This is a genomic window from Caulobacter sp. FW305-C-30-S16 (assembly GCF_058783025.1).
Genome location: NZ_JBYSYH010000001.1, coordinates 99,762 through 121,692, shown reverse-complemented (window position 1 = coordinate 121,692; position 21,931 = coordinate 99,762). Strand labels below are relative to the sequence as shown.

Here is a 21,931-nt window from a genome sequence, read left to right as displayed (position 1 = left end):
TATGGTTAATGAAGCCCTATTTCGGCTTGCCGTCAGAGGCCGCCGGCGGGATCACGCGGCCACCCACGACCGAGGCCACGCGGGGCGCCGGCTTGGGCAGCTTGGGGGTTGCGGCCACCGAGCCGTAGCGCAGCACATCGAGCGCCCGCTGCAGCTGGAAGTCACACCGCAGTTCGAGCGTGTTCGACGGCGGACGCTTCTTGCAGCCCTCTTCGTCGAAGGTCATCGGCGGCGCCTCGGCCGGAGCGTGAGCCCCGCGCCGGACCGCGCCGGTTTCGGAGTCCAGGGCGCCGCGCAGGGAGGCTTCGCTGAACTGGAACGAGCGGGTGGCGATCAGCTCGGCCTGTTCACGGCTCGAGGCGACCTCGAGGTTCGGTTCGATGCCGGTGCGCTGGATCGAGCGGCCCGACGGCGTGAAGTAGCGGGCCGTCGTCAGCTTCAGGGCGCCGTCGGCGCCGCCGCGCAGCGGGATCACGGTCTGGACCGAGCCCTTGCCGAAGCTGGTCAGGCCGACGACCTCGGCGCGCTTGCGATCCTGCAGGGCGCCGGCGACGATCTCCGCGGCCGAGGCCGAACCGGAGTTCACCAGCACCACCACCGGCAGGCCGTTCAGCATGTCGCCCGGGCGGGCGTTGTAGCGTTCGATATCGCGCGGATCGCGGCCGCGCTGGCTGACCACTTCGCCGCCGTCGAGGAACACGTCCGAGACGCCGACCGCCTGGTCGAGCAGACCGCCAGGATTGTTGCGCAGGTCGAAGACCAGGCCCTTCATCTTCGGGTTCTGGGCCTGCAGCAGGCGGATCGCCGCGACGACTTCGTCGGTGGCCTTTTCATTGAAGCCCGACAGGCGGACGTAGCCATAGTCGCCTTCCATGCGGGCGGTGACCGACTTGGGCTTGATGACTTCGCGGATCAGGGTGACGTCGAAGCCGTCGGACTTTTCGCGGGCGATGGTCAGCGTGACCTTCTCGCCGGCCGGGCCGCGCATCAGCTTGACCGCTTCGTTGGTCGGCAGACCCACGACGCTCTCGCCGTTGACCGCGGTGATGTAGTCGCCCGGCTGCAGACCGGCGCGCGACGCGGGCGTGCCGTCCATCGGCGAGATGATCTTGACCACCCCGTCTTCGCTGGTGATCTCGATGCCCAGACCGCCGTATTCGCCGCGGGTCGAGTCCTGCATGTCCTCAAAGCCGGCCGGAGCGAGGTAGCCGGAGTGCGGGTCCAGCGAGGAGACCATGCCCTCGAGGGCGGCCTCGATCAGCTTCCGGTCATCGACCTCGACGACATACTGCTTCTGGACGATGTCGAGAACGTCGCCGAAGAGCTCCAGCATCTTGTAGGTCTGGGCCCGCGGCTGGGCCGTGGCTTCCGCCTTCTGGCCGACATAGGCCATCGACCCGGCGCCGAGAACAAAGGCGCAAGCGCCGATCAGGAGGTTCTTCTTCAACATAGCCTGGCTGGAGGCTCCCTGTGCGGCCGTGCGCGCCGCGTGATGACTAAAGCCCCGCGAGAGGCCGAAATTGTGTCCTAACCCGGCGTTGCCGATGCAACTCCGGCGCCGTTCGACCTGAGCCAGGGCGCCGGATCGACCGGCGTTCCCGAGCGTCGGAGCTCGAGATAGAGCTCGGACTCCCCATTCCCCGTTCCGCCGCCCCTCGCCATGCGTCCGATCGGCGCGCCGGCGGCGATTGTCTGACCGGGCGCCACCGTAACCTCACCCAGCCCGGCAAGCACCAGATGATAGGCGCCGGTCGTCCGGATAATGAGGATGACCCCCCAGCCGGTCACCGGCCCAGCGAATTCAACCACGCCTTGAGCCGGACTGGCCACGGCGGCGCCCGTCTTGAGCCGGAACGAGACACCCTCGGCGGTTCCGCCGAAGTCGCGAATCTGTGTCGCCCCGGCCGGACGCAGCAGGCGGCCCGGTCCGCTGTCGGGACCGGTCAGGCGGGGGAAGCTGTCGGCCAGCTGTCCCGGACTGCCCGCCGCGCGGCCGGCGGCGACGGCTTCGTCGCTGAACTGTCGCTCGATCTCGGCCTGGCGGGTCAGCAGCTTCTCGACATCGCCCCGGCGGTCGGCGGCGAGGCTCTCCGTGGTGAACAGGGTCTCGTTGGCGGCGGCGGCCTGTCGGCGCAGGCCGGCGATTTCGCGCGCCTCGGCGCCGTAGGCGCGGGCGCGGCGTTCCAGTGCGGGCGTCATGGCGCGGATCAGGATGGCGGCCCGCACCGCGTCGCGGGCGTCCTCCGGCCGAACCAGAAGGGCCGGCGGCGGCTCGCGGCGGAACAGCTGCAGGGCGCCCAGAAGCCGCGCCAGCCGGTTGCGGTCACGCCCCAGCTCGGCGGTCAGCGAGGTCTCGCGCACGTTCAGCATCTGCAGCCGCGCGCGGGCGTTGGCGACGTCGCGGCCGCTCTGGGCCTGACGGGAGGCCAGCCGGCGAAGCTCCTCGCGAAGGCTCTCGATCTGGCGGCGGGCCTCGGCGCTTCCGGAAGCGCCGGCGGCGCCGGGCTGCACCGCATAGACTTCCATCAGCCGTGGCGACGGGGCGTCAGCCGGCTCCTGCGCCGCGCTGCTGGCGGCGACGGCGCAGAGGGTGATGACGGCAAGGGTGGCCAGGCGGCGACGCATGGACGGGTGATAGCAGACCCGGCCGCGTCAGTCGCGGTGGTAGGGCCCGCCCGCGAGGATGGTGACGGCGCGATAGACCTGTTCCGCCAGCATGGCGCGGGCCAGGGCGTGCGGCCAGGTTTGCGGTCCGAACGCCAGCTTCCCGTCGGCGGCGGCGAGGATCGACGGATCCAGGCCGTCGGCCCCGCCGATCAGGAACACCAGCCGCCGGACCCCGTCGTCCCGCAACCGGCCGATCTGGCCGGCGAACGCTCGCGACGGCCGTACCGCGCCGTGCTCGTCGCAGGCGATGACATGGGCGTCCTTGAGATGCGGCAGAAGGACCTCGGCCTCGGCCGCCTTGCCCGGCTTGCGCGCCTCGACCTCGAGGATCTCCACCGGGCCGAGACCGAGCGAACGGCCGCTGGCGGTCGCGCGTTCGACATAGTCCTTCGCCAGCAGCGCCTCCGGAGCGCGGCCGAGCCTGCCGACGGTGAGGATGGTGATTTTCATGCTTCAGCCCGATCACCCCCGCGAAGGCGGGGGCCCAAGCCCAGATTTGTCGCGCGAACAGAGCGCCTGGATCCCCGCTTGCGCGGGGACACTCGGAGGAAGGCTAGTTCGCCGGCGTGATGTGCGGCGAGTCGACCGCCCAGATCTTCTCGATGTTGTAGAAGCTGCGCACCTCGGGGCGGAACAGGTGGACGACGACATCGCCCGCGTCGATCAGAACCCAGTCGCAGTGCGGCAGGCCCTCGACCCGCGCCTTGCCGTGCCCGGCTTCCTTGAGCGCGCGCATGACATGGTCGGCCAGCGCGCCGACATGGCGGTGCGACCGGCCGGACGCCACGATCATGGAGTCAGCCATGGGGCTCTTGCCCCGCAGATCGATGTGAACGATCTCTTCCGCCTTGTCGTCATCAAGACGGCTCAAAATCAGGTCTTCGAGCGAACCGAAACTGGGTCGGGGTTCGTCGGATGAAGTCCCCGAAAGGACCTCGTGCGCCTCGGGCGCCAACTCGCGATTCAGCGGAATGCTCCTCTATTCGCCTCGCCAAGCGGCACCCCATAGCACGTCCTGGCCCGAACGTCAGCGAATCAGTGTCCCGCTATGTCCCGGGAGTATGGGTATCGGGAGTCCCGCGTTGGCGGTCACGTATGGCCGTGGAACTGGCGAAGTTGAACGGGCCGCGCAGATAGACCCAGGCCGGGGCCGTCATCGTCGCCAGAAGCGGGCCTTCGCGCGCCGGACGACGGGCGTGGGCGAACCGCTTCGCCGCCGGCGAGGTGCGCGCCTTGAGCGCCGCCCAGGGCCTCGACACGATGGCCACCGGCAGTTCGCGCATGATCTGGGTCCAGCCGCGCCAGCGGTGGAAGCCGGCCAGGCTGTCGGCGCCCATGATCCAGACGAAATGCACGCCGGGAAAGCGCGCCTTGAGCACCCGCACCGTATCGATCGTGAACTGCGACCCGATCCGGGTCTCGGCATCGGAGACGATCATCGCCGGGCCGCCGGCGCGGGCGCGCACACCGGCCATGCGCTCGGCCAGCGGCGCGGTGTCCTGTCGTGATTTCAATGGGTTCTGCGGCGAGACCAGCCAGACGACGCGGTCCAGACGCAGGTTCTTCAGCGCTGTCTCGGCGACGTGGACATGGCCGTCATGCACGGGATTGAACGAGCCGCCATAGAGTCCCACCCGCATGCCCGGCTTCAGGTCGAAGCCAAGGCGCAGGGTGCGGGGCCTCCCGGCCTCAGGGACGAGTCTGGCCGGTCCCGCGAACCACATACTTGTACGTTGTCAGTTGCTCGGCCCCGACCGGACCGCGGGCGTGAAGTTTGTCAGTGGCGATGCCGATCTCGGCGCCGAAGCCGAACTCGCCGCCGTCGGCGAACTGGGTCGAGGCGTTGACCAGCACGATGGCGGAATCGACCAGGGCGATGAACCGCTCGGCGGCCTCGGGATCCTCGGTGACGATGGCGTCGGTATGGCCCGAGCCGTAGGCGGCGATATGGGCGGCGGCGCCCTCGACGCCATCGACCACGGCCACGTTGAGGATCGCCGCCAGGTGTTCGGTGGTCCAGTCGTCGCTGGAGGCCTGTTTCATCGTCGGCTCGATGGCCCGGGCGGCGGCGTCGCCGCGCATCTCGCAGCGTTCGCGGATCAGGGCGTCGGCGATCGGGGGCAGCAGCCGGTCGGCCGCCGCGCGGTCGATCAGCAGGGTTTCGGCCGAGCCGCAGACCGAGACGCGGCGCAGCTTGGCGTTGACGACGATGTCGCGCGCCTTGGCGATGTCCGCGCCCGCGTGGACGAAGACGTGGCAGAGCCCTTCGAGATGGCCGAGCACCGGCGCCCGCGCTTCGGCCTGCACCCGGGCGACCAGGCTCTTGCCGCCGCGCGGGATGATCAGGTCGATGTGCCGGTCGAGGCCCGACAGGATCGCGCCGACGGCTGCGCGGTCGGTGGTGCGGACCTGCTGGATGCAACTGGCGGGCAGGCCGGCCTTCAAGAGGCCCTTCACCATCGCCGCATGCAGGGCGAGGTTGCTGCGCAGGCATTCGGAGCCGCCGCGCAGGATCGCCGCGTTGCCCGAGCGGATGCACAGGGCCGCGGCGTCGGCGGTCACGTTCGGACGGCTCTCATAGATGATCGCGATCACGCCGATCGGCGTGCGGACGCGGGCGATGTCCAGGCCGTTGGGCCGGGTCCAGCGGGCGATCTCCGCCCCGAGCGGATCGGGGATGGCGGCGATCTGCCCGACGGCGTCGGCGACAGCCGCGAGGCGGGCCTCGTCCAGCATCATCCGGTCGAGCATCGGCGCCGACAGGCCGGCGGCCTTCGCCGCGGCGAAGTCAGCGGCATTGGCGGCGAGGATGGTCGCGGCGCTGTCGCGGATCGCGTCGGCGGCGGCGAGAATGGCCGTGGAGCGTTGCTGCGGCGTCGACAGGCGCAGGGCGCGCGCGCCCTCACGGGCGGCCCGTCCGGTCGCCAGCATCGTCGCCTGCAGTGATGCCCCCGCGTCGTCCACGGATCAAAGCCCTGTTTTGCTCAGACTGAGCCTTAGCGGCTTTCCGGCGACCCGACCAGCGCCAGGTCATCGGCGTGGATCAGCGGGCCGGCCGTGAAGCCCAGCGCCGCCTCGATGGCGTCCGAGCGCAATCCGGCGATTTTCCGCGCGTCCGCGGCGTCGTAACGGGCGAGGCCGCGGCCGATCTCGCCGTCCGGCCCGCGCACGAGCACGGCGTCGCCTTTGCCGAACCGGCCCTCGACGGTCGTGACACCGGCCGCCAGCAGGCTCTTGCCGCCGCGCAGGGCGGTCGCGGCGCCGGCGTCGACCGTCAGGGTCCCGGCCGGGGCCAGGGATCCGGCGATCCAGCTCTTGTAGGCCGCGGCGGAACTGACCCCGGCCTCGAAGATCGTCGCCGCCGCGCCATCCTCGACCGCCTGCAGCGGGTCAGGACGGCTGCCCAGGGTGATGATGGTCGCGCAACCGGCGGCGCGGGCGATACGGGCGGCGGCCAGCTTCGTCGCCATGCCGCCCGTTCCGACGCCCGAACCCGCATTGGCGCCGCCCGCCATGGCCTCGATTTCGGGCGTGATCTCGTTGACCCGCTCCAGCCGCGTCGCGGACGGATTGCTGCGCGGGTCGGCGGTGTAGAGGCCGTCTATGTCGGACAGCAGAACCAGCACATCGGCGCCGATCATCTGCGCCACGCGCGCCGCCAGCCGGTCGTTGTCGCCGTAGCGGATCTCCTCGGTGACCACGGTGTCGTTCTCGTTGACCACCGGCACGACGTTGAGGTCCAGCAGGGTGTCGACCGTCGCGCGGGCGTTGAGCCAGCGGCGGCGAACCTCGGTGTCGTCGCGGGTCAGCAGCACCTGGGCGACGGCCTGGCCGTGCGGTTCGAACGCTTCCTCCCAGGCCCGCATCAGCAGGGACTGCCCCGCTGCGGCGGCGGCCTGCTTTTCCGGCAGGGTCAGGGCCTTGCGTTTGAGCCCGAGCCGGCGACGGCCCAGCGCCACGGCGCCGGAAGAGACCACGAGCAGTTGCTGGCCCCGCGCGCGCAGTCGGGCCGCGTCGGCGGCGAAGGCCGCCAGCCAGGCGCGCGCGGGAAGGCCGGTGTCGGCTTCGACGACCAGGGCCGATCCGACCTTGATCACGACCCGGCGAGCTGTCGTCAGTTCCGACGACGAACCCGTCATCAGGGCGCCTTCAGAAGGTCGATGAAGCCACGGCAGATCTCCGGCGCTCCGGTCACGGCCCAGGCCTTGACGATGCCGGCGGTGTCGAACGCCATGGCGATGCGGCACTGCAGGGGCTCCGCGCGCAGGCAGCGCATCGCGCCACTGGCCGGATCCACGCCGCAACTCATCTCCTGCTGGACGCTGATCAGCCAGAACACGACCTCGCCATCGCTGGCCTTTCGCGTCCCGGCCGAGAGGCCGAGTTTGCCGCGCAGCCGGTCGCCCGACTTGCCGCGGTAGGGCTCGATCAGGGCGTTGATCTCGGCGGTGACCGGATTGACCGGGGCGGCCGCCGGCGGGGTGGTCGCAGCGGGCGCCGTCGCGGCGGGCGGCGGGGCCGCAGGCGCTGCCGCGACAGGGGTTTCCGCGAACATCAGCATCAGGACGGCGATCAATGGACTGAGCATGCGGGTGTTCCTAGACCGGCGACCAGCCGGAGCTCGCGGCCGGCGCATCGACCAACGCGGCGGCGGCCTCGGCTTCGCCCGCCCGGTGATGCTTCACGGCCCGGAAAACGGTCCGCAGCACATCCTGCACGCCCTCGCCGGACACGCCGGAGATCAGATGCGGCGCAACGCCGGCGGCCTTCCTGAGCGCCTTGGCCTTGGCCTTGCGCTCATCCGCGTCGAGCGCGTCGACCTTGTTCAACGCCAGGATCTCGGGCCGGTCGGCCAGGCCTTCGCCATAGGCCTCCAGTTCGCCGCGAACCGTGCGCCAGGCCTCGACCACGTCGTCCTGGGTCGCGTCGACCAGATGGATCAGCGCGCCGGCCCGCTCAACGTGGCCGAGGAACCGCACGCCCAGGCCCGCGCCTTCCGACGCGCCCTCGATCAGGCCGGGGATGTCGGCGATGACGAACCGTTCTTCGGACGACAGGTCGACGATTCCAAGGTTCGGCACGAGGGTGGTGAAGGGGTAGTCGGCGATCTTCGGCTTGGCGGCGCTGACCGCGGCCAGGAAGGTCGACTTGCCGGCGTTGGGCAGGCCCACCAGTCCCGCGTCGGCGATCAGCTTGAGCCGCATCCACAGCCAGCGTTCCTCGCCGGGCAGGCCCGGGTTGGCGTGTTTGGGCGCCTGGTTCACCGGGCCCTTGAAACGGTCGTTGCCCCAGCCGCCGTTGCCGCCCTTGGCCAGCAGGACGCGCTTGCCGGGGAGGTCGAGGTCGGCGACCAGGGTTTCCTTGTCGTCCTCGAGCACCTGGGTCCCGACCGGAACCTTGAGCACGATGTCCTCGCCGGCCGCGCCGTGCCGGTTGCGGCCCATGCCGTGGATGCCGGTGCCGGCCTTGAAGTGCTGCTGGTAGCGAAAGTCGATCAGGGTGTTCAGCCCTTCGACGGCCTCGATCCACACGTCGCCGCCGCGTCCGCCGTCGCCGCCGTCCGGTCCGCCGTATTCGATATACTTCTCGCGCCGGAACGACACGGCTCCGCCGCCGCCGTCGCCGGAACGGATGTAGATCTTGCACTGGTCGAGAAACTTCATCGCGCCCTTATGGGCCAAGGCGGGCCTTGCGAAAAGGGCGCGGCGCCGCCCGGACGGTCGCAATGATGCCAGGATCGCTGCATACCAGCCCAATTGAGACCCTGGGGAAGGACCGGATGCGCACCGTGCTTCGACTGATTGTCGGGCTGACAGCCCTTTTGCTGCTGCCGGCGGCCTCGATGGCGGCGCGGCCCGTTGTACGCGCCGACGACATGACGCTGGGCAATGCGAAGGCGAAGATCGTGGTGGTGGAATACGCCTCGCTCAGCTGCCCGCACTGCGCGCAGTTCCACAACACCGTCTTCCCGGCGTTCCGGAAGAAATACATCGACACCGGCAAGGTGCAGTTCGTCTATCGCGAGTTCATCACCGCACCGGCCGAGATTGCCGTGCCCGCGACCATGCTGGCCCGCTGCGCCGGCAAGGACCGCTATTTCGATGTGATCAGCCGGGTCTTCGCCACCCAGGCCGAGATGTACCGGGGTGGCACGGTCCGCGGGGTTCACGACATCCTGCGGCGCGAGGCGGCGACGCTGGGCATCGACGCGGCGGCCTATGAGGCCTGCGTCAGCGACGAGGCGGCGTTCGAGGCGCTGAAGGCCCGCGTCACGCGCGCCGACGAGGTCGACAAGGTTGCCGGAACCCCGACGTTCGACGTCAACGGCGTGCGGGTCGAGCCGCCGCTGGGCAAGGAGATCGACCTGGCCACCCTCGAAGCCGCCATCGCCGCGGCGAAGAAGCGGAAGTAGGACCCGGCGGTCAGGCCAGCCAGATCATCCGGCGGGACGGCGAGGGGGCCGGGCGGCCCAGTGAGGTCTGCATGACCACATCGCCCGTGTAGAGGAACCCCGCGCGGCAGAGGACCACGCCCGAGGCCGGGTTGTCCGAGAAGTGGCCCGCCGCGATCACCCGCCGCCGCCAGTCCCGCCCGGCCCAGGCCATGGCGCCGACCAGCGCCTCGCTGGCGATGCCGCGACCGCGGAACGGCGCGCCGATCCAGTAGCCGACCTCGACGGGACCTTTCCCCTTGGAATGGAAGCCCAGGCCGCCGACCACGCCGACATCGTCCAGATCGATGAGGAACGGCGCGTGCTCGCGCGGGTTCGCGGCCAGGCACCGCGCGATGAAGGCCTCGGCGTCCTCGCGCCGATAGGGCGAGGGCATGGTCGCGGTCATCCGCGCGATGTCAGGGTCGTTGCAGAGCTCGGCCAGACGCGCGGCGTCCTGCGGGCCGGGCGACCGCAAGGTCAGCCGTCTGGTCTCGATCCGGGGCGTGGTCTCGATCACGCACATGGGGTGGTCCTCCCGGCCCTTCTGCGAGGGCCTGAACATGCAAAAGCGGGGAGCCCGGCGTCCGGACTCCCCGCTTGAGGAATTGCATGTCCGGATCGCCTGTATCGGGCGATCCGGAGAAGGTCGGGTCGCCTATTCGGCGGCCTGGGCGACCTCGGCCGGAACGACCGTCGCGTAGGTGCGATTGTTGCGCTTGGTCACAAACTTCACCGCGCCGTGTACGAGCGCGAAGAGGGTGTGGTCCTTGCCGATGCCCACGTTCGTGCCCGGCCAGAACTTGGTGCCGCGCTGACGAATGATGATGTTGCCGGCGAGGACCTTCTCGCCGCCGTACTTCTTCACGCCGAGACGGCGGCCGGCGGAGTCGCGGCCGTTGCTCGAGGAGCCGCCTGATTTCTTGTGAGCCATTGTGCTCTCCTGTCTCTCTGGAGGCGCCGCCGCTTAGGCGTCGCCGTCCTTCTTGGCGGCCGGCTTCTTGGCAGCGGCCTTCTTGGCGGGGGCGGCGTCGCCGTCGGCCTTGGCGGCCTTCGGAGCAGCGGCTTTCTTCGGCGCGGCGGCCTTGGCTTCGACCGGGGCGGCGTCAGCCGCCTTGGGGGCCGGAGCAGCCTTCTTCGCCGGGGCGGCCTTGGCGGCCGGAGCCGCCTTTTCCGCCTTGGGGGTCGCGCCGCCGAGCGGCTGGAAGGCCAGGCCGCGGGCGCGGGCGTCAAGCTCGCGCTTGGTGGTCAGGCTGACTTCGCCGTCCCACTTGTCGGTCTTGCCGGCGGCGGCGACGGACGTCACGCGCAGCACGGTCTCGTGCTGGCGGTGGCCCTTCGTGCGGCGATAGCCCTGACGGCGGATCTTCTTGAAGATCTTCACCTTGTCGCCCTTGCGGGTCTCGATCAGGGTCGCGTTGACGGTCGCGCCGTCGACCAGCGGGGCGCCGATCGTGACCGCGTCGCCATCGCCGACCAGCAGCACATCGCCAAAGGCGACGTCCGCGCCGGGTTCACCGGCCAGCTTTTCGACCACGAGCAGATCGCCTGCCTGGACCCGGTATTGCTTGCCGCCGGTTTTGATCACCGCGTACATGGTGTTCGCCTTGAAAATCTTGAGTTCGCAAAATAGATCGCGCCCGCGAGGTGTCCCGCGGGCGAGGGAGCGGTCTTATACAGCCGGCGACTTCTGAGTCAACGCCGCGAGGCCTCGCAAAGCGTGATCGCAGGCCCGTTCATGACGATTGACGGCCGCCGGCCGCCCGGACCGGGCAAACGCTCTGGCGTGTTACTTTGTAACAGGCTATAGGCACGATGGTGATTTCGCCCTTCTTCCTGTCCTTCGCGGCGGCCGGTTTCGGCGTGGCCCTTGTGCATGTGGCCATCCCCACGCACTGGCTTCCGTTCGTGCTGGTCGGCCGGGCCCAGGGCTGGCCGCTGCGGCGCGTGCTGACGGCGGCCGGCGCGGCCGCCGTGGGCCATATCCTGACGACCTCCATCGTCGGCGTGCTGATCCTCACCGCCGGCCGTTTCGTCGAGCAGTGGATCCAGGGCGTGCTGCACTATGCCGCCGCGGCCCTGCTGCTGGGCTTCGGACTCTATTACCTGACGCGCGCCTTCCAGCGCCGCGTGGCGCTGGCGGGGCTGGACGAGTCCGCGCTCGCCACGCCGCCACGCGTCGACGACCGCGCCGCCTGGTGGGGCGTCGTCGGGGCGCTGGCCCTGTCGCCGGGCGAGGTGCTGCTCTCTTTCTATCTTACAGGGGATACGCACGGCTGGCCGGGGCTGGTCCTGCTCAGCCTGGTGTTCCTGGCCGGCACCTTCGCCGGGATGGTCGCCCTGATCACCCTGACCTGGGCCGGGATGGCGCATTTCCGCATGGACCGGCTGGCCCGCTACGAATCGGCGATCCTCGGGGCGGTTCTGGTGACACTGGCCATCGTGGTGGTGGTTTTCACGCCCTGAGCCGCCTATCTAGCGGGTCATGACCGACGCTTCTCCCGCCCGCATCCCCGTCACCGTGCTCACCGGCTACCTCGGCGCCGGCAAGACCACCCTGCTCAACCGCATTCTCACCGAGGACCACGGCAAGCGTTACGCCGTGATCGTCAACGAGTTCGGCGAGATCGGCATCGACAACGACCTGGTCGTCGGCGCCGACGAGGAAGTGTTCGAGATGAACAACGGCTGCGTCTGCTGCACGGTGCGCGGCGACCTGATCCGGGTGGTCTCGGGCCTGATGAAGCGCAAGGGCGGGTTCGACGCGATCATCGTCGAGACCACGGGCCTGGCCGATCCCGGCCCGGTGGCCCAGACCTTCTTCGTCGACGACGACGTTCGCGCCCGCACGAAGCTGGACTCGGTGACGACCGTGGTCGACGCCCTGCACCTGCCGCTGCGGCTGGCGGACAGCCGCGAGGCGGTCGAGCAGATCGCCTTCGCCGACCAGATCCTGCTGAACAAGACCGACCTTGTGACGCCGGCGCAGCTGAAGGCCGTCGAGGCGCAGATTCGCCGGATCAATCCGCTGGCCCCGATCCATCACACACAGCGCTCGGCCGTGCCGCTGGACGCGATTCTCGGCCGCGGCGGGTTCGACCTGGACCGCATCACCGAGCTGGAGCCGGAGTTCCTCAATCCGGCGCACGGCGAGGCGGGTCATGTGCATGACGAACACTGCGACCATGACCACGGACACGACCATCATCACCACGATCATGATCACGGCCACCACGACCACGCCGCCCATGATCACGTGGCCGAGGCCGGCATTCGCGGCGTGTCGCTGACGTTCGAAAAGCCGCTCGACGGCATCAAGGTGACCAACTGGCTGAACCAGCTGTTGCAGGACAAGGGGCCCGACATCCTGCGCGCCAAGGGCATCCTCGACGTGAAGGGCGAAAGCCGCCGCCTGGTGTTCCAGGCCGTGCACATGATCCTCGAGGGCGACTTCCAGCGCGACTGGAAGGACGGCGAGCCACGCTACAGCCGGATGGTGTTCATCGGCCGCGACCTCGACGAGGCGATGCTGAAGGCCGGGTTCGAGGGGTGCGTGGCCTGAACTCCTTCCTCTCCGCGTAGCGGGGAGGGGGACCAGCCGGAGGCTGGTGGAGGGGCCGGCGCCAATGCGAGCGGCCTCATCCTGAATTCCGGTCATTCCGGAGCGTACTGCGCAGCCCCCTCCACCATGCTCCGCATGGTCCCCCTCCCCCCTGCAAGGGGAGGAATGTTCGCGCCAAAGAAAAAGGCCGGTGTTTCCACCGGCCTTTCGCATGTCTGGCTGTAAGGCCGACCTATTCGATGTCTTCGTTGATCAGGCCGATCTTGAAGTAGCCGTTCGCCTGCAGGACGTTCAGCACGGCCATGAACTGCTCGTACATCACGTCGGCGTCGGCGCGCACGAACACGCGCTCTTCGGTGAAGTTGGCGGTGACGCCTTCCTTCTGCATCGCGACGGGAATGTCGGCCGGCAGGTTTTGCAGGCTGGATTGAACCGCTTCACCGACGAAGATCGCGCCGGTCTTCTGGATCGAGATGAAGACGGGCTTTTTGGGCTTGGGATCGTCAGCCTTGGGCGGAACCGCCGGCGGAAGGTCGAGCGCGATCGAGACGGTCGCCATCGGCGCGGCGACCATGAAGATGATCAGCAGCACGAGCATGATGTCGACGAACGGCGTGACGTTGATCTCGCTGTTCTGACCCAGATCGTACTTGGAGCCGCCGCCCCCACCCAGTTTCGCCGCCATTCCGACACTCCCTTGCGCGGGCAAACGCGTGCCGCCCGCTGTCATTCGTCAAACCCATTACGCGACTGCAGCCGCTTGTAAAGCCTGTCTCGCTTGGCAGGCGAAAACGAACGGCCGCTGGGCAAGGCCAAGCCTGCGTTATAAACGCGCCACCATGACTTTCGATTTCGACGCCTATGTGACCGCCGCGCTTTTCGACCGTTCCGGACGAACATTGTTCGCTCTGGGCGATGGAACCGTGCGCGCCGTGACGGGGGACGGGTTCGTCACCGTCGAGGCCCACCAGGGGGCGGTGTTGTCCGCCTGCGTCCATCCCTCCGGCATGGGCATCCTGACCGGCGGGGACGACGGCCGGGTGGTCTGGACCCGGCTGGAGGGGGGCGAGATCGCCGCAGATCTGGTCGGAGCGGTGAAGGGCCGCTGGATCGACTCGGTCGCCGCCAGCGCCGAATCGGGCCTGATCGCCTTCACCGCCGGCCGCGAGCTGCACGTGCTCGATTCGAAGGACCCGACCTTCAGCCGTGTGTTCACCCACGAGAAGTCCGCCGCCGACGTGGCGTTCGACCCGAAGGGCCGGCGGCTGGCCGTGGCGACCTACAACGGCGCGGCGCTCTGGTATGCGCGCATCGCCGACCAGAAGCCGCAGATCCTCAAGTGGGCCGGCAGCCATGTGCTGGTCGCCTGGAGCCCGGATGGCCGGTTCCTGATGAGCGCCATGCAGGAGAACCAGCTGCACGGCTGGAAGGTCGCCGACGACAAGAACCTGCGCATGGGCGGCTACCCGGCGAAGGTGAAGAGCATGAGTTTCCTGTCGAACGGGCTGATGATGGCGACGTCCGGCTCGAACGGCGCGGTGGTCTGGCCGTTCGCCGGCGCGACAGGCCCGATGGGCAAGGACGCCGCCGAGATCGGTTATGACCAGTCGGCCATGGTCGTGCGGGTCGCGGGCACGCCGAACGCCTCGGTCCTCGCCGCCGGCCTCGACGACGGCCGCGTCTGGGCCGCCGACCTGAAGAGCGGCAAGATCGAACATCTGAAGGCCGAGAAGGGCGCGGCCATCAGCGCCCTGGCCATCAGCCTCGACGGCTCCCGCGTCGCATGGGGCGATGAGCACGGCGGCGCCGGGATGGTGGAGACTGGGCTGTCCTAGTCGCAAGCCTCCCCGCTCGCGGGGGAGGAAGGCAAGCTACTCAAACCCCCGCATCTCCGCCCAGACCTCGAAAGGGTCCCGCCTTGTCCGCAGGGTGTTGATCGGCGCGCTCTCGTCGGGCCAGCCCAGCGCCATGCCGGAGAAAAGCATGTGGTCGTCGGGCAGGGCGAGGTGTTCGGCGACCGTCTTCGGGTAGCGGGCCCAGAACTCCTGGGCGCAGGTGGCCAGGCCGCGTTCGGTCGCCAGCAGCATCAGGGTCTGCATGTACATGCCGACGTCCGACCACTGGGGCGGGCCCAGCTTTCGGTCGAGGCTGAAGAACAGGCCGACCGGCGCGCCGAACAGCTGGGTGTTCTTGAACAGCTGCTGCAGCCGCGCCGGCTTGTCCTCGCGCGGGATGCCGATCGTTGCGTAGAGGTCCTCGCCGCACTGGAAGCGGCGGGTGCGGAAGGGGTCCCAAAGGTCAGGCGGATAGACGTCGTACTCGGGGGTCTCGCCGGCGAGGTTGGCGGCGACCTTCGCCTTCAGCCCCTCCAGCGGCGCGCCGGTCAGGGCGTGAACCCGCCACGGCTGGAGGTTGCCGCCGGACGGCGCGCGCTGGGCGGCCAGCAGCAGCTCGCGGACGAGCTCGCCGGCGACCGGCCTGTCCAGATAGGCGCGGACGGAGACGCGACGATCAACGGCTTCGGAGACGTTCATGGCGGATGCTTTCGGCCAGCGACAGATGCGATGTCAGTGGCTAGCATCCCTCCGCCGCGTCAAGGCAAGGGGAGGCCGGATTGAGCCCGGAACCGCCGGAAGAACCGCAGGAATACATCCCGTCCAGGGAGGACGAGGCGGCCGGGCCCGACTCGCCGACCGTCGTCGCGCCTGCGCCCCAGGTCGCGCCTGCGCCTCCACCGGGAGCCTCCCGGCGACCCGGCGGTTTCGGTCGGCTGGTGCGCGCCGTGTTCATCTGGGGCTTCATTCTGACCGTCGTGCTGCCGGTCGGCGTGACGCTGCTGTACCGGTTCGTGCCCCCGCCGGTGACCATCCTGATGGTCCAGCGCCTGTTCGAGGGCAAGGGACTCGACTACCGCTGGCGTCCCCTCAAGCGCATGTCGCCCGCGCTGGTGCAGGCGGCGATCGCCTCGGAGGACGCCAAGTTCTGCGCCCATAACGGCTTCGATTTCGAGGCGATCCAGAAGGCCGCGGCGTCGAACAAGCGGCGGCCCGGCAAGATCCGCGGCGGTTCGACGATCAGCCAGCAGACGGCCAAGAACGTCTTCCTGTGGCCGCAGCGGTCGTACCTGCGCAAGGGCCTGGAGGCCTATTACACGGTCCTGATCGAGACGCTCTGGGGCAAGCGGCGGATCATGGAGGTCTATCTCAACGTCGCCGAAATGGGCTCCGGGACCTATGGCGCCGAGGCGGCCGCGCGGCGCTACTTCGGCGTCAGCGCCGACAAGCTGACGCGGGCCCAGGCGGCGCGCCTGGTGGCCATCCTGCCCAATCCGCTCAAGTACAAGGCCGTCAACCCGGGCAAATATGTCGCCAGACGCTCGCGCCGCATCGGGGCCGCCGCCGGCACGGTGCGCAGCGATGGCCTGTCGGCCTGCGTCGGGAGTCTGCGTCCCGCGACCCGGGCGGAGCGGGCGGAACCCGCGCCGGAGCGCAAGCCCGCAGCCCGGCAGCCCGCGCCGGAGCGCAGGAGCGATCCGTTGCCGCCGGTGCCTGTCCCCGAACCCGTTCCGGTGGAGCCTGCGCCTGTTAGTGATCCCGCGCCGGCGGAGCCGGAGTTCAAGTCCACCGATTGATTTCCGCTCATACCGGCCTTCTCCGGGGTGAGCGGGTGCGGGATTGATCCGGACACAGCGAACCGCTTGACGGAACCCGCGCTCGCCCTTCCCATGCCGCGCAATAAATTCCCCTGTGAGGATGCGTCCCATGTTGAAGACCAAACTTCTGGCCGCCGGCGCGGCTCTGGCGATCGTGGCCGGGATCGGCGGCGTCGCCGCCGTGGCCCAGGCCCAGGCGCCCGCCGCCGCGCCGACCCCCGCCGTTCCCACCGCCGCCGACGCCCAGGCCTTCATCGCCAAGGCCGAGGCCGACCTGGCCGCCCTGTCGCAGTACGTGAACCGGGCCTCGTGGGTCCGCGCGACCTACATCACCGAGGACACCCAGTGGCTGGAGGCCAAGGCCGGGTCGGAGATCACCGACCTCGCCACCCGCCTGGCTATCCAGGCGGCGCAGTACGACAAGGTCGACGTCGACCCCGTCACCCGCCGCAAGCTCGATATCCTCAAGCGCGCCCTGGTCGCGCCGGCGCCGCAGCGTCCGGGCGCGGCCGACGAGATGGCGACCATCGCCTCGCGTCTGGACTCGACCTATTCGACCGGCAAGTTCACCTACAAGGGCAAGACCCTGACGCTGAACGACGCCGAGGACATCCTCGCCTCGAGCACCGATCCCGAGGAGCTGAAAGCCGTCTGGGAAGGCTGGCACTCGATCTCGCCGGTGATGGTTCCCGACTACGCGCGGCTGGTGGCCCTCTCCAACGAGGGCTCGGCCGCGCTCGGCTACAAGGACACCGGCGCCCTCTGGCGCTCGGGCTACGACATGGATCCCGACGCCTTCGCCGCCGAGACCGACCGGCTGTGGAAGCAACTGGAGCCGTTCTACAAGAACCTGCACTGCTACGTGCGCGCGCGGCTGAACGAGAAGTACGGCGACGCGGTCCAGCCGCGCACCGGCCCGATCCGCGCGGATCTGCTCGGCAACATGTGGGCCCAGCAGTGGGGCAACATCTATCCGATCGTCGCGCCCAAGAGCACGACCCCGTCCTACAACCTCGACGAACTGCTGGTGAACGCCGGCTATGACCCGGTGAAGATGGTCAAGACCGGCGAGGCCTTCTACGTCTCGATGGGCCTGGCGCCGCTGCCGGAGACCTTCTGGACCCGCTCGCAGATCACCCGCCCGCGCGACCGCGAAGTCGTCTGTCACGCCTCGGCCTGGGACCTGGACGACGCCGACGACATCCGCATCAAGATGTGCACCAAGGTCAACGGCGAGGACTTCTACACGGTCCACCACGAACTGGGTCACAACTACTACCAGCGCGCCTACAAGGCCCAGCCCTACATCTTCAAGGGTGGCGCGAACGACGGCTTCCACGAGGCGATCGGCGACTTCATCGGCCTGTCGGCCCTGACCCCGACCTACCTGCAGCAGATCGGCCTGCTGAAGGACGCGCCGGGTCCGGACGGCGACATTCCCTTCCTGCTGAAGATGGCGCTCGACAAGATCGCCTTCATGCCGTTCGGCCTGATGGTCGACCGCTGGCGCTGGGAGGTGTTCTCCGGCCAGCTGACCCCGGCGCAGTACAATGACGGCTGGTGGGCGCTGCGGACCAAGTACCAGGGCATCACGCCGCCCGCGACACGCCCGACCGACGCCTTCGATCCGGGAGCGAAGTATCACGTGCCGGGCAATGTGCCGTACACGCGCTACTTCCTGGCCCACGTCTACCAGTTCCAGTTCCAGCGGGCGGCCTGCAAGCAGGCCGGCTGGACCGGGCCGCTGCATCGCTGCTCGACCTACGGCAACAAGGAAGTCGGCGCGAAGTTCAACGCGATGATGGAGATGGGCGCCTCGCGTCCGTGGCCCGAAGCGCTGGAGGCCTTCACCGGGGAGACCCGCACCGACGCCAGTGCGGTGGCCGACTACTTCAAGCCGCTGAACATCTGGCTGGTGAAGCAGAACAAGGGTGAGAAGTGCGGCTGGTAGGTCCGCTCGCGTCCTGAACGGAACGAGGGGAGGCGGAGCGATCCGCCTCCCCTTTTTCTATTCCGCCGCCGCCAGCGCGGTGGCGCGGGGGCGGGCGACCGCCGCGAACCGGGCGTGGTATTCCGGGTGCTCGGTGCCCATCCACCGGTCCCACCAGGTGAAGTACAGGCCGTAGTTCCAGCCGGCCTGGGCGTGGTGCAGGTCGTGGTGGGTGACCGTCGTCATCCAGTCGAACATCGGCCTGCCGTCGCGCCGGGCGGGAAACAGTTCGTAGCCGGAGTGACCGATCACGTTGCGCGCGATCTGGTGCAGCATGAACAGGCCGAACGCGATCCACGGCACGGGAACCAGCAGCAGCCAGATCACCGAGAAGCTGGCCATGACCGCGGCCTCGGCGATGTCGAAACTGTAGGCCGTGAAGGGTGTGGGATTGTTCGAGCGGTGATGGCGCCGGTGGAAGGCGCGGAACAGCCGTGGGTGATGCATCAGGCGGTGCGACCAGTAGAAATAGGCGTCGTGGGCGACGATGGTCAGGATCAGGCCCGCGACGATCCAGACCGGCCCGCCGTCGTTGCGCCAGGCCGCGCCCCACATCAGGCCCGCCTTCTGGAGGCCCAGAGTCGCCAGCGTCACGGTCGAGAACACCGCAACGGACCGGACCGAACAGAGCAGCTCGATGACCAGCTGACGGGCCGGCGGCGTGTCGGGCCGGATCTTCCAGCGGCGCAGGGCCGGCGCGAGGGCCACGCACAGGACCAGCCAGGTCAGCGGCGCGGCGATGATGTAGCGGGTGAGGTCGACCTGAAACCCGGTCAGCCAGTGGCGGCCGAGGTGCAGGATCTGCGTAGCGATGGGGTCCATGGCTGTCTCCGTCAGGGGGCGATGGCCAACCCTGACGGCGTCGGGGAACCGGGGCTTCCCTCGTCCTCCCGATTCCGGGGGATTCCGGAATCAGCCGGTCTTTTCCGGATTTGACGACCGGGCCAGCGCCTGGATCCGCCAGGCTGACGGCGTCAGGCCGGTGGCGTCCTTGAAGGCGCGATTGAAGGGACCGAGCGAGGCATAACCCAGGTCGAAGGCGAGGGCGGAGATCGAGGCCCGGGTGTCGTCGGGCGACGCCAGGGCCGCCTTCGCCGCCTCGATCCGGCGGGCGTTGAGAAAGTCGGAGAAGTTGCGGAATCCCAGCCCGCCGTTGATCAGCCGCCGCAACCGGTGCTCGGGGATCCCCACCTCGCCGGCCAGCTGGCCGATGGTCAGGCCTTCGCGGCGCCAGAGATCGTTCCCGGCCATGATCGCCTGCAGCCGGGCGAGGGCCGGCCTGTCCTGCGGGGCGACGCCGTCCCCGGTCGCGTCCACCGGACGGGCGGGGCTCACGAAGATGTCCGGCCTCCCCTGCAGGAACGTAGCGGCGCCCAGCAGGGTGATGGCGGCCAGACTGGCGGCCTGGAGCATGGGACCCCAGGCCGGGCGGACGCCGAGCGCGTCGGCGATCTCGAACCCGGACAGGATGATGCAGTAGAGCGCCACCACGACCATGAACGGCCCGCGCAGCGACCGGCGCGCCTCGACCAGGTCGCCGCCCCAACTGCGCCAGACGATCCGCACGACATGCAGCACCAGCGCCACCTCGAGCAGGTTGTGCACGATCCAGACGCCGCTGGCGGCGGGGCGCGGCAGGATCGCGCCGACCGTGGCGACGGCCATCATCAGGACAATCGGGGCCAGGCGCTCCCAGGTGGCGGCGCGGTCCTCGAACAGGGTCACCGCGAACAGCCAGAACCAGGCCGTCCCGGCGCTCGACAGAAGCCAGATCGGCATGTTCAGCCAGACCAGGGCCTGGGTGGCCGCGCCTCCCGAGTTCAGGCTGAAGGCGGCGACCGACAGGCAGAAGACGGCGCCGGCCCAGCGCGCCGCGCCGACACGTCCGCTGCGCAGCAGGCCGAGGCCCGTCGCGAGCACCGCGCCGACGGCGATGCCGCGCAACAGGATTTCGATAACAGGCATGGGGTCCTCGCCGACGCCGGCAAGAGTTCCACGCGTCGCGGCCGGCGCCAACGTGGTTTCCCGACTTTCACCCTGCCTGGTGGCCCAAGCATTTACCGCGATGACGCCATCATTGCCCGTTGATCGCAATTCTGTCGGGGCAGGGCGATGAAGACGGGTCTGAAAATTCTGGTTCTGGCGCGCCGCCTTCTGGACGGCTGGCGCCGTGATGACGGCGCGGTGGCGATCCAGTTCGCCGTCGCGATCGTTCCGATGGCCGTGATGGTCTTCGGCGCGCTCGACGTCAGCCGGGCGTCCGGTGAGAAACAGCGGCTGCAGGACGCGCTCGATTCCGCCGCGCTCGCCGCCGCCCGATCCACGGAGACCACTGACGCCGGTCTCAAGCTGGTCGGCGACAAGGTCCTGGTCGCCAATCTCGCGGCGTCGAAGGCGACCCTCGGCAACTCGACCTTTCGTCTGGAGGGATCGAAGGTCATCGCCACGGCCCAGGCCTCAATGGCCACGACGGTCGCGAACCTGTGGATGGACGGCGACATGACCATCGGCGCGGAGTCCGAGGTCACGCGGTCTTCCAACAACGTCGAGGTGGCGCTCGCCCTCGATGTCACCGGCTCGATGTCCGGCCAGAAGATCATCGACCTCAAGGCCGCGGCCAAGGACCTGATCGACCTCGTCGTTCAGGACCAGCAGACGCCCTACTACACAAAGCTGGCGCTGGCGCCCTACTCGGCCGCCGTGAACGTCGGGACCTACGCCGCCAGCATCCGCGGGACCTACAGCAGCGGGACCTGCACGACGCCGGGCTGCGCCAGCTACAAGTTCACCAACGCCCAGGGAAACCTGAAAACCTTCGCCATCAGCACCTGCGCCACCGAGCGGACCGGGTCGGACGCCTTCACCGACGCCGGGCCGGGTTCCAGCCTGCTGGGGCGCAACTATTCCAGCAGCGCGAACGGTTGCCTGACCAGCACCATCACACCCCTGTCCACCGACCGGGCGGCGTTGAAGAGCCAGATCGACGGCCTGACCGCCGCCGGCTCGACCGCCGGGCATCTGGGCCTCGCCTGGGGCTGGTATCTGGTGTCGCCCAACTTCGCCTCGCTCTGGCCGACCGCCAGCCAGCCGGCGGCCTACGGAACCGACAAGCTGCTCAAGGTCGTGGTCCTGATGACCGACGGCGCCTTCAACACCACCTACTGCAAGGGCGTGATCAGCAAGGACTCCGGGTCCGGCAGCGGGTCATCGGCCGATCACATCAACTGCAACGCGCCGAACGGCGGCGCCTTCGCCCAGGCCCAGGCGCTCTGTACGAACATGAAGGCGCAGGGCGTCATCATCTACACCGTGGGCTTCGATGTGGCGGCCGATGAGGATGCGCAGGACATCATGCGCGAGTGCGCCACGGACGCCGAGCATGTCTACTTGCCGTCCACCGGCGCGGCGCTGAAGACCGCGTTCAGGGCTATCGGGGAGGACATCTCCCGGCTGCGGATATCCCGGTAGGGCCGCGCATCGTAACGCCGGATTCACCACGGCTGTTGGGGGTTTTCTTACCCTCATGCGCGATGATCGCCGGCTCAAGGGGTGATAATCCATGAACCGTGCCTCGAAACGGCCCGCCAGCTGGCTCCTCGCGCCCATCGGGCGTTTTCTCCGGCGCTTCCG

22 protein-coding genes and 1 pseudogene are annotated in these 21,931 nt (G+C 69.1%); 7 read left to right on the top strand and 16 right to left on the bottom strand.

The genetic code is table 11. The features are described 5' to 3' along the window. Window positions 1-16: 16 nt before the first annotated feature. The 9 genes from AC3WJT_RS00570 to obgE form a co-directional block, all read right to left on the bottom strand. Window positions 17-1,447: a S41 family peptidase gene (locus AC3WJT_RS00570; RefSeq protein WP_492342347.1), complete on the bottom strand. Its 1,431-nt coding sequence runs from the start codon at window positions 1,445-1,447 to the stop codon at window positions 17-19. Window positions 1,448-1,527: 80 nt separating this feature from the next. Next, entirely contained in the window at window positions 1,528-2,625 is a 1,098-nt protein-coding gene (locus AC3WJT_RS00565; protein WP_492341114.1) for a murein hydrolase activator EnvC family protein, read from the bottom strand. Between the two features lie 27 nt (window positions 2,626-2,652). Then, window positions 2,653-3,117: a 23S rRNA (pseudouridine(1915)-N(3))-methyltransferase RlmH gene (gene rlmH, locus AC3WJT_RS00560; protein ID WP_492341113.1), complete on the bottom strand. Its 465-nt coding sequence runs from the start codon at window positions 3,115-3,117 to the stop codon at window positions 2,653-2,655. Window positions 3,118-3,220: 103 nt separating this feature from the next. After that, window positions 3,221-3,634, bottom strand: a complete 414-nt coding sequence (gene rsfS / locus AC3WJT_RS00555) for a ribosome silencing factor (protein ID WP_492342346.1) — start codon at window positions 3,632-3,634, stop codon at window positions 3,221-3,223. Between the two features lie 79 nt (window positions 3,635-3,713). Then, a complete protein-coding gene (locus AC3WJT_RS00550; RefSeq protein WP_492341112.1) occupies window positions 3,714-4,391 on the bottom strand; it encodes a nicotinate-nucleotide adenylyltransferase in 678 nt (225 codons plus the stop codon). Further along, entirely contained in the window at window positions 4,357-5,631 is a 1,275-nt protein-coding gene (locus tag AC3WJT_RS00545) for a glutamate-5-semialdehyde dehydrogenase (protein WP_492341111.1), read from the bottom strand. Before AC3WJT_RS00545 ends, AC3WJT_RS00550 begins: the two co-directional genes overlap by 35 nt. A 32-nt stretch (window positions 5,632-5,663) precedes the next feature. After that, window positions 5,664-6,806 (bottom strand): glutamate 5-kinase, encoded by a 1,143-nt coding sequence (gene proB / locus AC3WJT_RS00540; protein WP_492341110.1) that lies wholly within the window; start codon window positions 6,804-6,806, stop codon window positions 5,664-5,666. Beyond that, window positions 6,806-7,255, bottom strand: coding sequence for a hypothetical protein (locus AC3WJT_RS00535; protein WP_492341109.1), 450 nt, complete (start codon window positions 7,253-7,255; stop codon window positions 6,806-6,808). The genes proB and AC3WJT_RS00535 overlap by 1 nt, the downstream gene beginning before the upstream one ends. 10 nt (window positions 7,256-7,265) lie before the next feature. Next, window positions 7,266-8,330: a GTPase ObgE gene (obgE, locus tag AC3WJT_RS00530; RefSeq protein ID WP_492341108.1), complete on the bottom strand. Its 1,065-nt coding sequence runs from the start codon at window positions 8,328-8,330 to the stop codon at window positions 7,266-7,268. A 116-nt stretch (window positions 8,331-8,446) separates the two neighbouring features. On the opposite strand from obgE, the gene AC3WJT_RS00525 reads away from it, so the two are divergent. Further along, window positions 8,447-9,079, top strand: a complete 633-nt coding sequence (locus AC3WJT_RS00525; RefSeq protein WP_492341107.1) for a DsbA family protein — start codon at window positions 8,447-8,449, stop codon at window positions 9,077-9,079. Between the two features lie 10 nt (window positions 9,080-9,089). On the opposite strand, the gene AC3WJT_RS00520 is transcribed toward AC3WJT_RS00525, so the two are convergent. From AC3WJT_RS00520 to rplU, 3 genes are all read right to left on the bottom strand, one after another. Continuing rightward, window positions 9,090-9,623: a GNAT family N-acetyltransferase gene (locus tag AC3WJT_RS00520; RefSeq protein ID WP_492341106.1), complete on the bottom strand. Its 534-nt coding sequence runs from the start codon at window positions 9,621-9,623 to the stop codon at window positions 9,090-9,092. 132 nt (window positions 9,624-9,755) lie between these two features. Then, window positions 9,756-10,031: a 50S ribosomal protein L27 gene (rpmA, locus tag AC3WJT_RS00515; RefSeq protein WP_492341105.1), complete on the bottom strand. Its 276-nt coding sequence runs from the start codon at window positions 10,029-10,031 to the stop codon at window positions 9,756-9,758. A gap of 33 nt (window positions 10,032-10,064) precedes the next feature. Beyond that, window positions 10,065-10,694 carry a 50S ribosomal protein L21 gene (gene rplU / locus AC3WJT_RS00510; protein ID WP_492341104.1) on the bottom strand — a complete coding sequence of 210 codons (630 nt, stop codon included), beginning with the start codon at window positions 10,692-10,694 and terminating at the stop codon, window positions 10,065-10,067. A 218-nt stretch (window positions 10,695-10,912) separates the two neighbouring features. Here rplU and AC3WJT_RS00505 point away from each other — a divergent pair, with 218 nt between their 5' ends. Beyond that, window positions 10,913-11,563, top strand: a complete 651-nt coding sequence (locus tag AC3WJT_RS00505) for a hypothetical protein (RefSeq protein ID WP_492341103.1) — start codon at window positions 10,913-10,915, stop codon at window positions 11,561-11,563. 19 nt (window positions 11,564-11,582) lie between these two features. Beyond that, window positions 11,583-12,659: a CobW family GTP-binding protein gene (locus AC3WJT_RS00500; protein WP_492341102.1), complete on the top strand. Its 1,077-nt coding sequence runs from the start codon at window positions 11,583-11,585 to the stop codon at window positions 12,657-12,659. Window positions 12,660-12,891: 232 nt separating this feature from the next. On the opposite strand, the gene AC3WJT_RS00495 is transcribed toward AC3WJT_RS00500, so the two are convergent. Continuing rightward, window positions 12,892-13,344 (bottom strand): biopolymer transporter ExbD, encoded by a 453-nt coding sequence (locus tag AC3WJT_RS00495; RefSeq protein WP_492341101.1) that lies wholly within the window; start codon window positions 13,342-13,344, stop codon window positions 12,892-12,894. Window positions 13,345-13,498: 154 nt separating this feature from the next. Here AC3WJT_RS00495 and AC3WJT_RS00490 point away from each other — a divergent pair, with 154 nt between their 5' ends. Next, window positions 13,499-14,494: a WD40 repeat domain-containing protein gene (locus AC3WJT_RS00490; protein WP_492341100.1), complete on the top strand. Its 996-nt coding sequence runs from the start codon at window positions 13,499-13,501 to the stop codon at window positions 14,492-14,494. Window positions 14,495-14,530: 36 nt separating this feature from the next. On the opposite strand, the gene AC3WJT_RS00485 is transcribed toward AC3WJT_RS00490, so the two are convergent. Beyond that, the gene (locus AC3WJT_RS00485) at window positions 14,531-15,193 is read right to left on the bottom strand and encodes a nitroreductase (RefSeq protein ID WP_492341099.1); all 663 of its coding nucleotides are present in this window, start codon (window positions 15,191-15,193) and stop codon (window positions 14,531-14,533) included. A gap of 248 nt (window positions 15,194-15,441) precedes the next feature. Between AC3WJT_RS00485 and mtgA the strand changes: the two are divergent. Beyond that, window positions 15,442-16,095, top strand: a pseudogene (mtgA, locus tag AC3WJT_RS00480) (monofunctional biosynthetic peptidoglycan transglycosylase); the annotation flags it as partial. A gap of 325 nt (window positions 16,096-16,420) precedes the next feature. Next, window positions 16,421-18,262: a M2 family metallopeptidase gene (locus tag AC3WJT_RS00475; RefSeq protein WP_492341098.1), complete on the top strand. Its 1,842-nt coding sequence runs from the start codon at window positions 16,421-16,423 to the stop codon at window positions 18,260-18,262. 57 nt (window positions 18,263-18,319) lie between these two features. On the opposite strand, the gene AC3WJT_RS00470 is transcribed toward AC3WJT_RS00475, so the two are convergent. Together AC3WJT_RS00470 and AC3WJT_RS00465 are read right to left on the bottom strand one after the other, a co-directional pair. Then, window positions 18,320-19,123, bottom strand: coding sequence for a sterol desaturase family protein (locus AC3WJT_RS00470; RefSeq protein ID WP_492341097.1), 804 nt, complete (start codon window positions 19,121-19,123; stop codon window positions 18,320-18,322). Window positions 19,124-19,213: 90 nt separating this feature from the next. Next, on the bottom strand, window positions 19,214-20,266 hold the full coding sequence (locus AC3WJT_RS00465) for a helix-turn-helix domain-containing protein (RefSeq protein WP_492341096.1): 1,053 nt from the start codon (window positions 20,264-20,266) through the stop codon (window positions 19,214-19,216). Between the two features lie 147 nt (window positions 20,267-20,413). On the opposite strand from AC3WJT_RS00465, the gene AC3WJT_RS00460 reads away from it, so the two are divergent. Further along, on the top strand, window positions 20,414-21,769 hold the full coding sequence (locus AC3WJT_RS00460) for a pilus assembly protein TadG-related protein (RefSeq protein ID WP_492341095.1): 1,356 nt from the start codon (window positions 20,414-20,416) through the stop codon (window positions 21,767-21,769). Window positions 21,770-21,931: the final 162 nt, after the last annotated feature.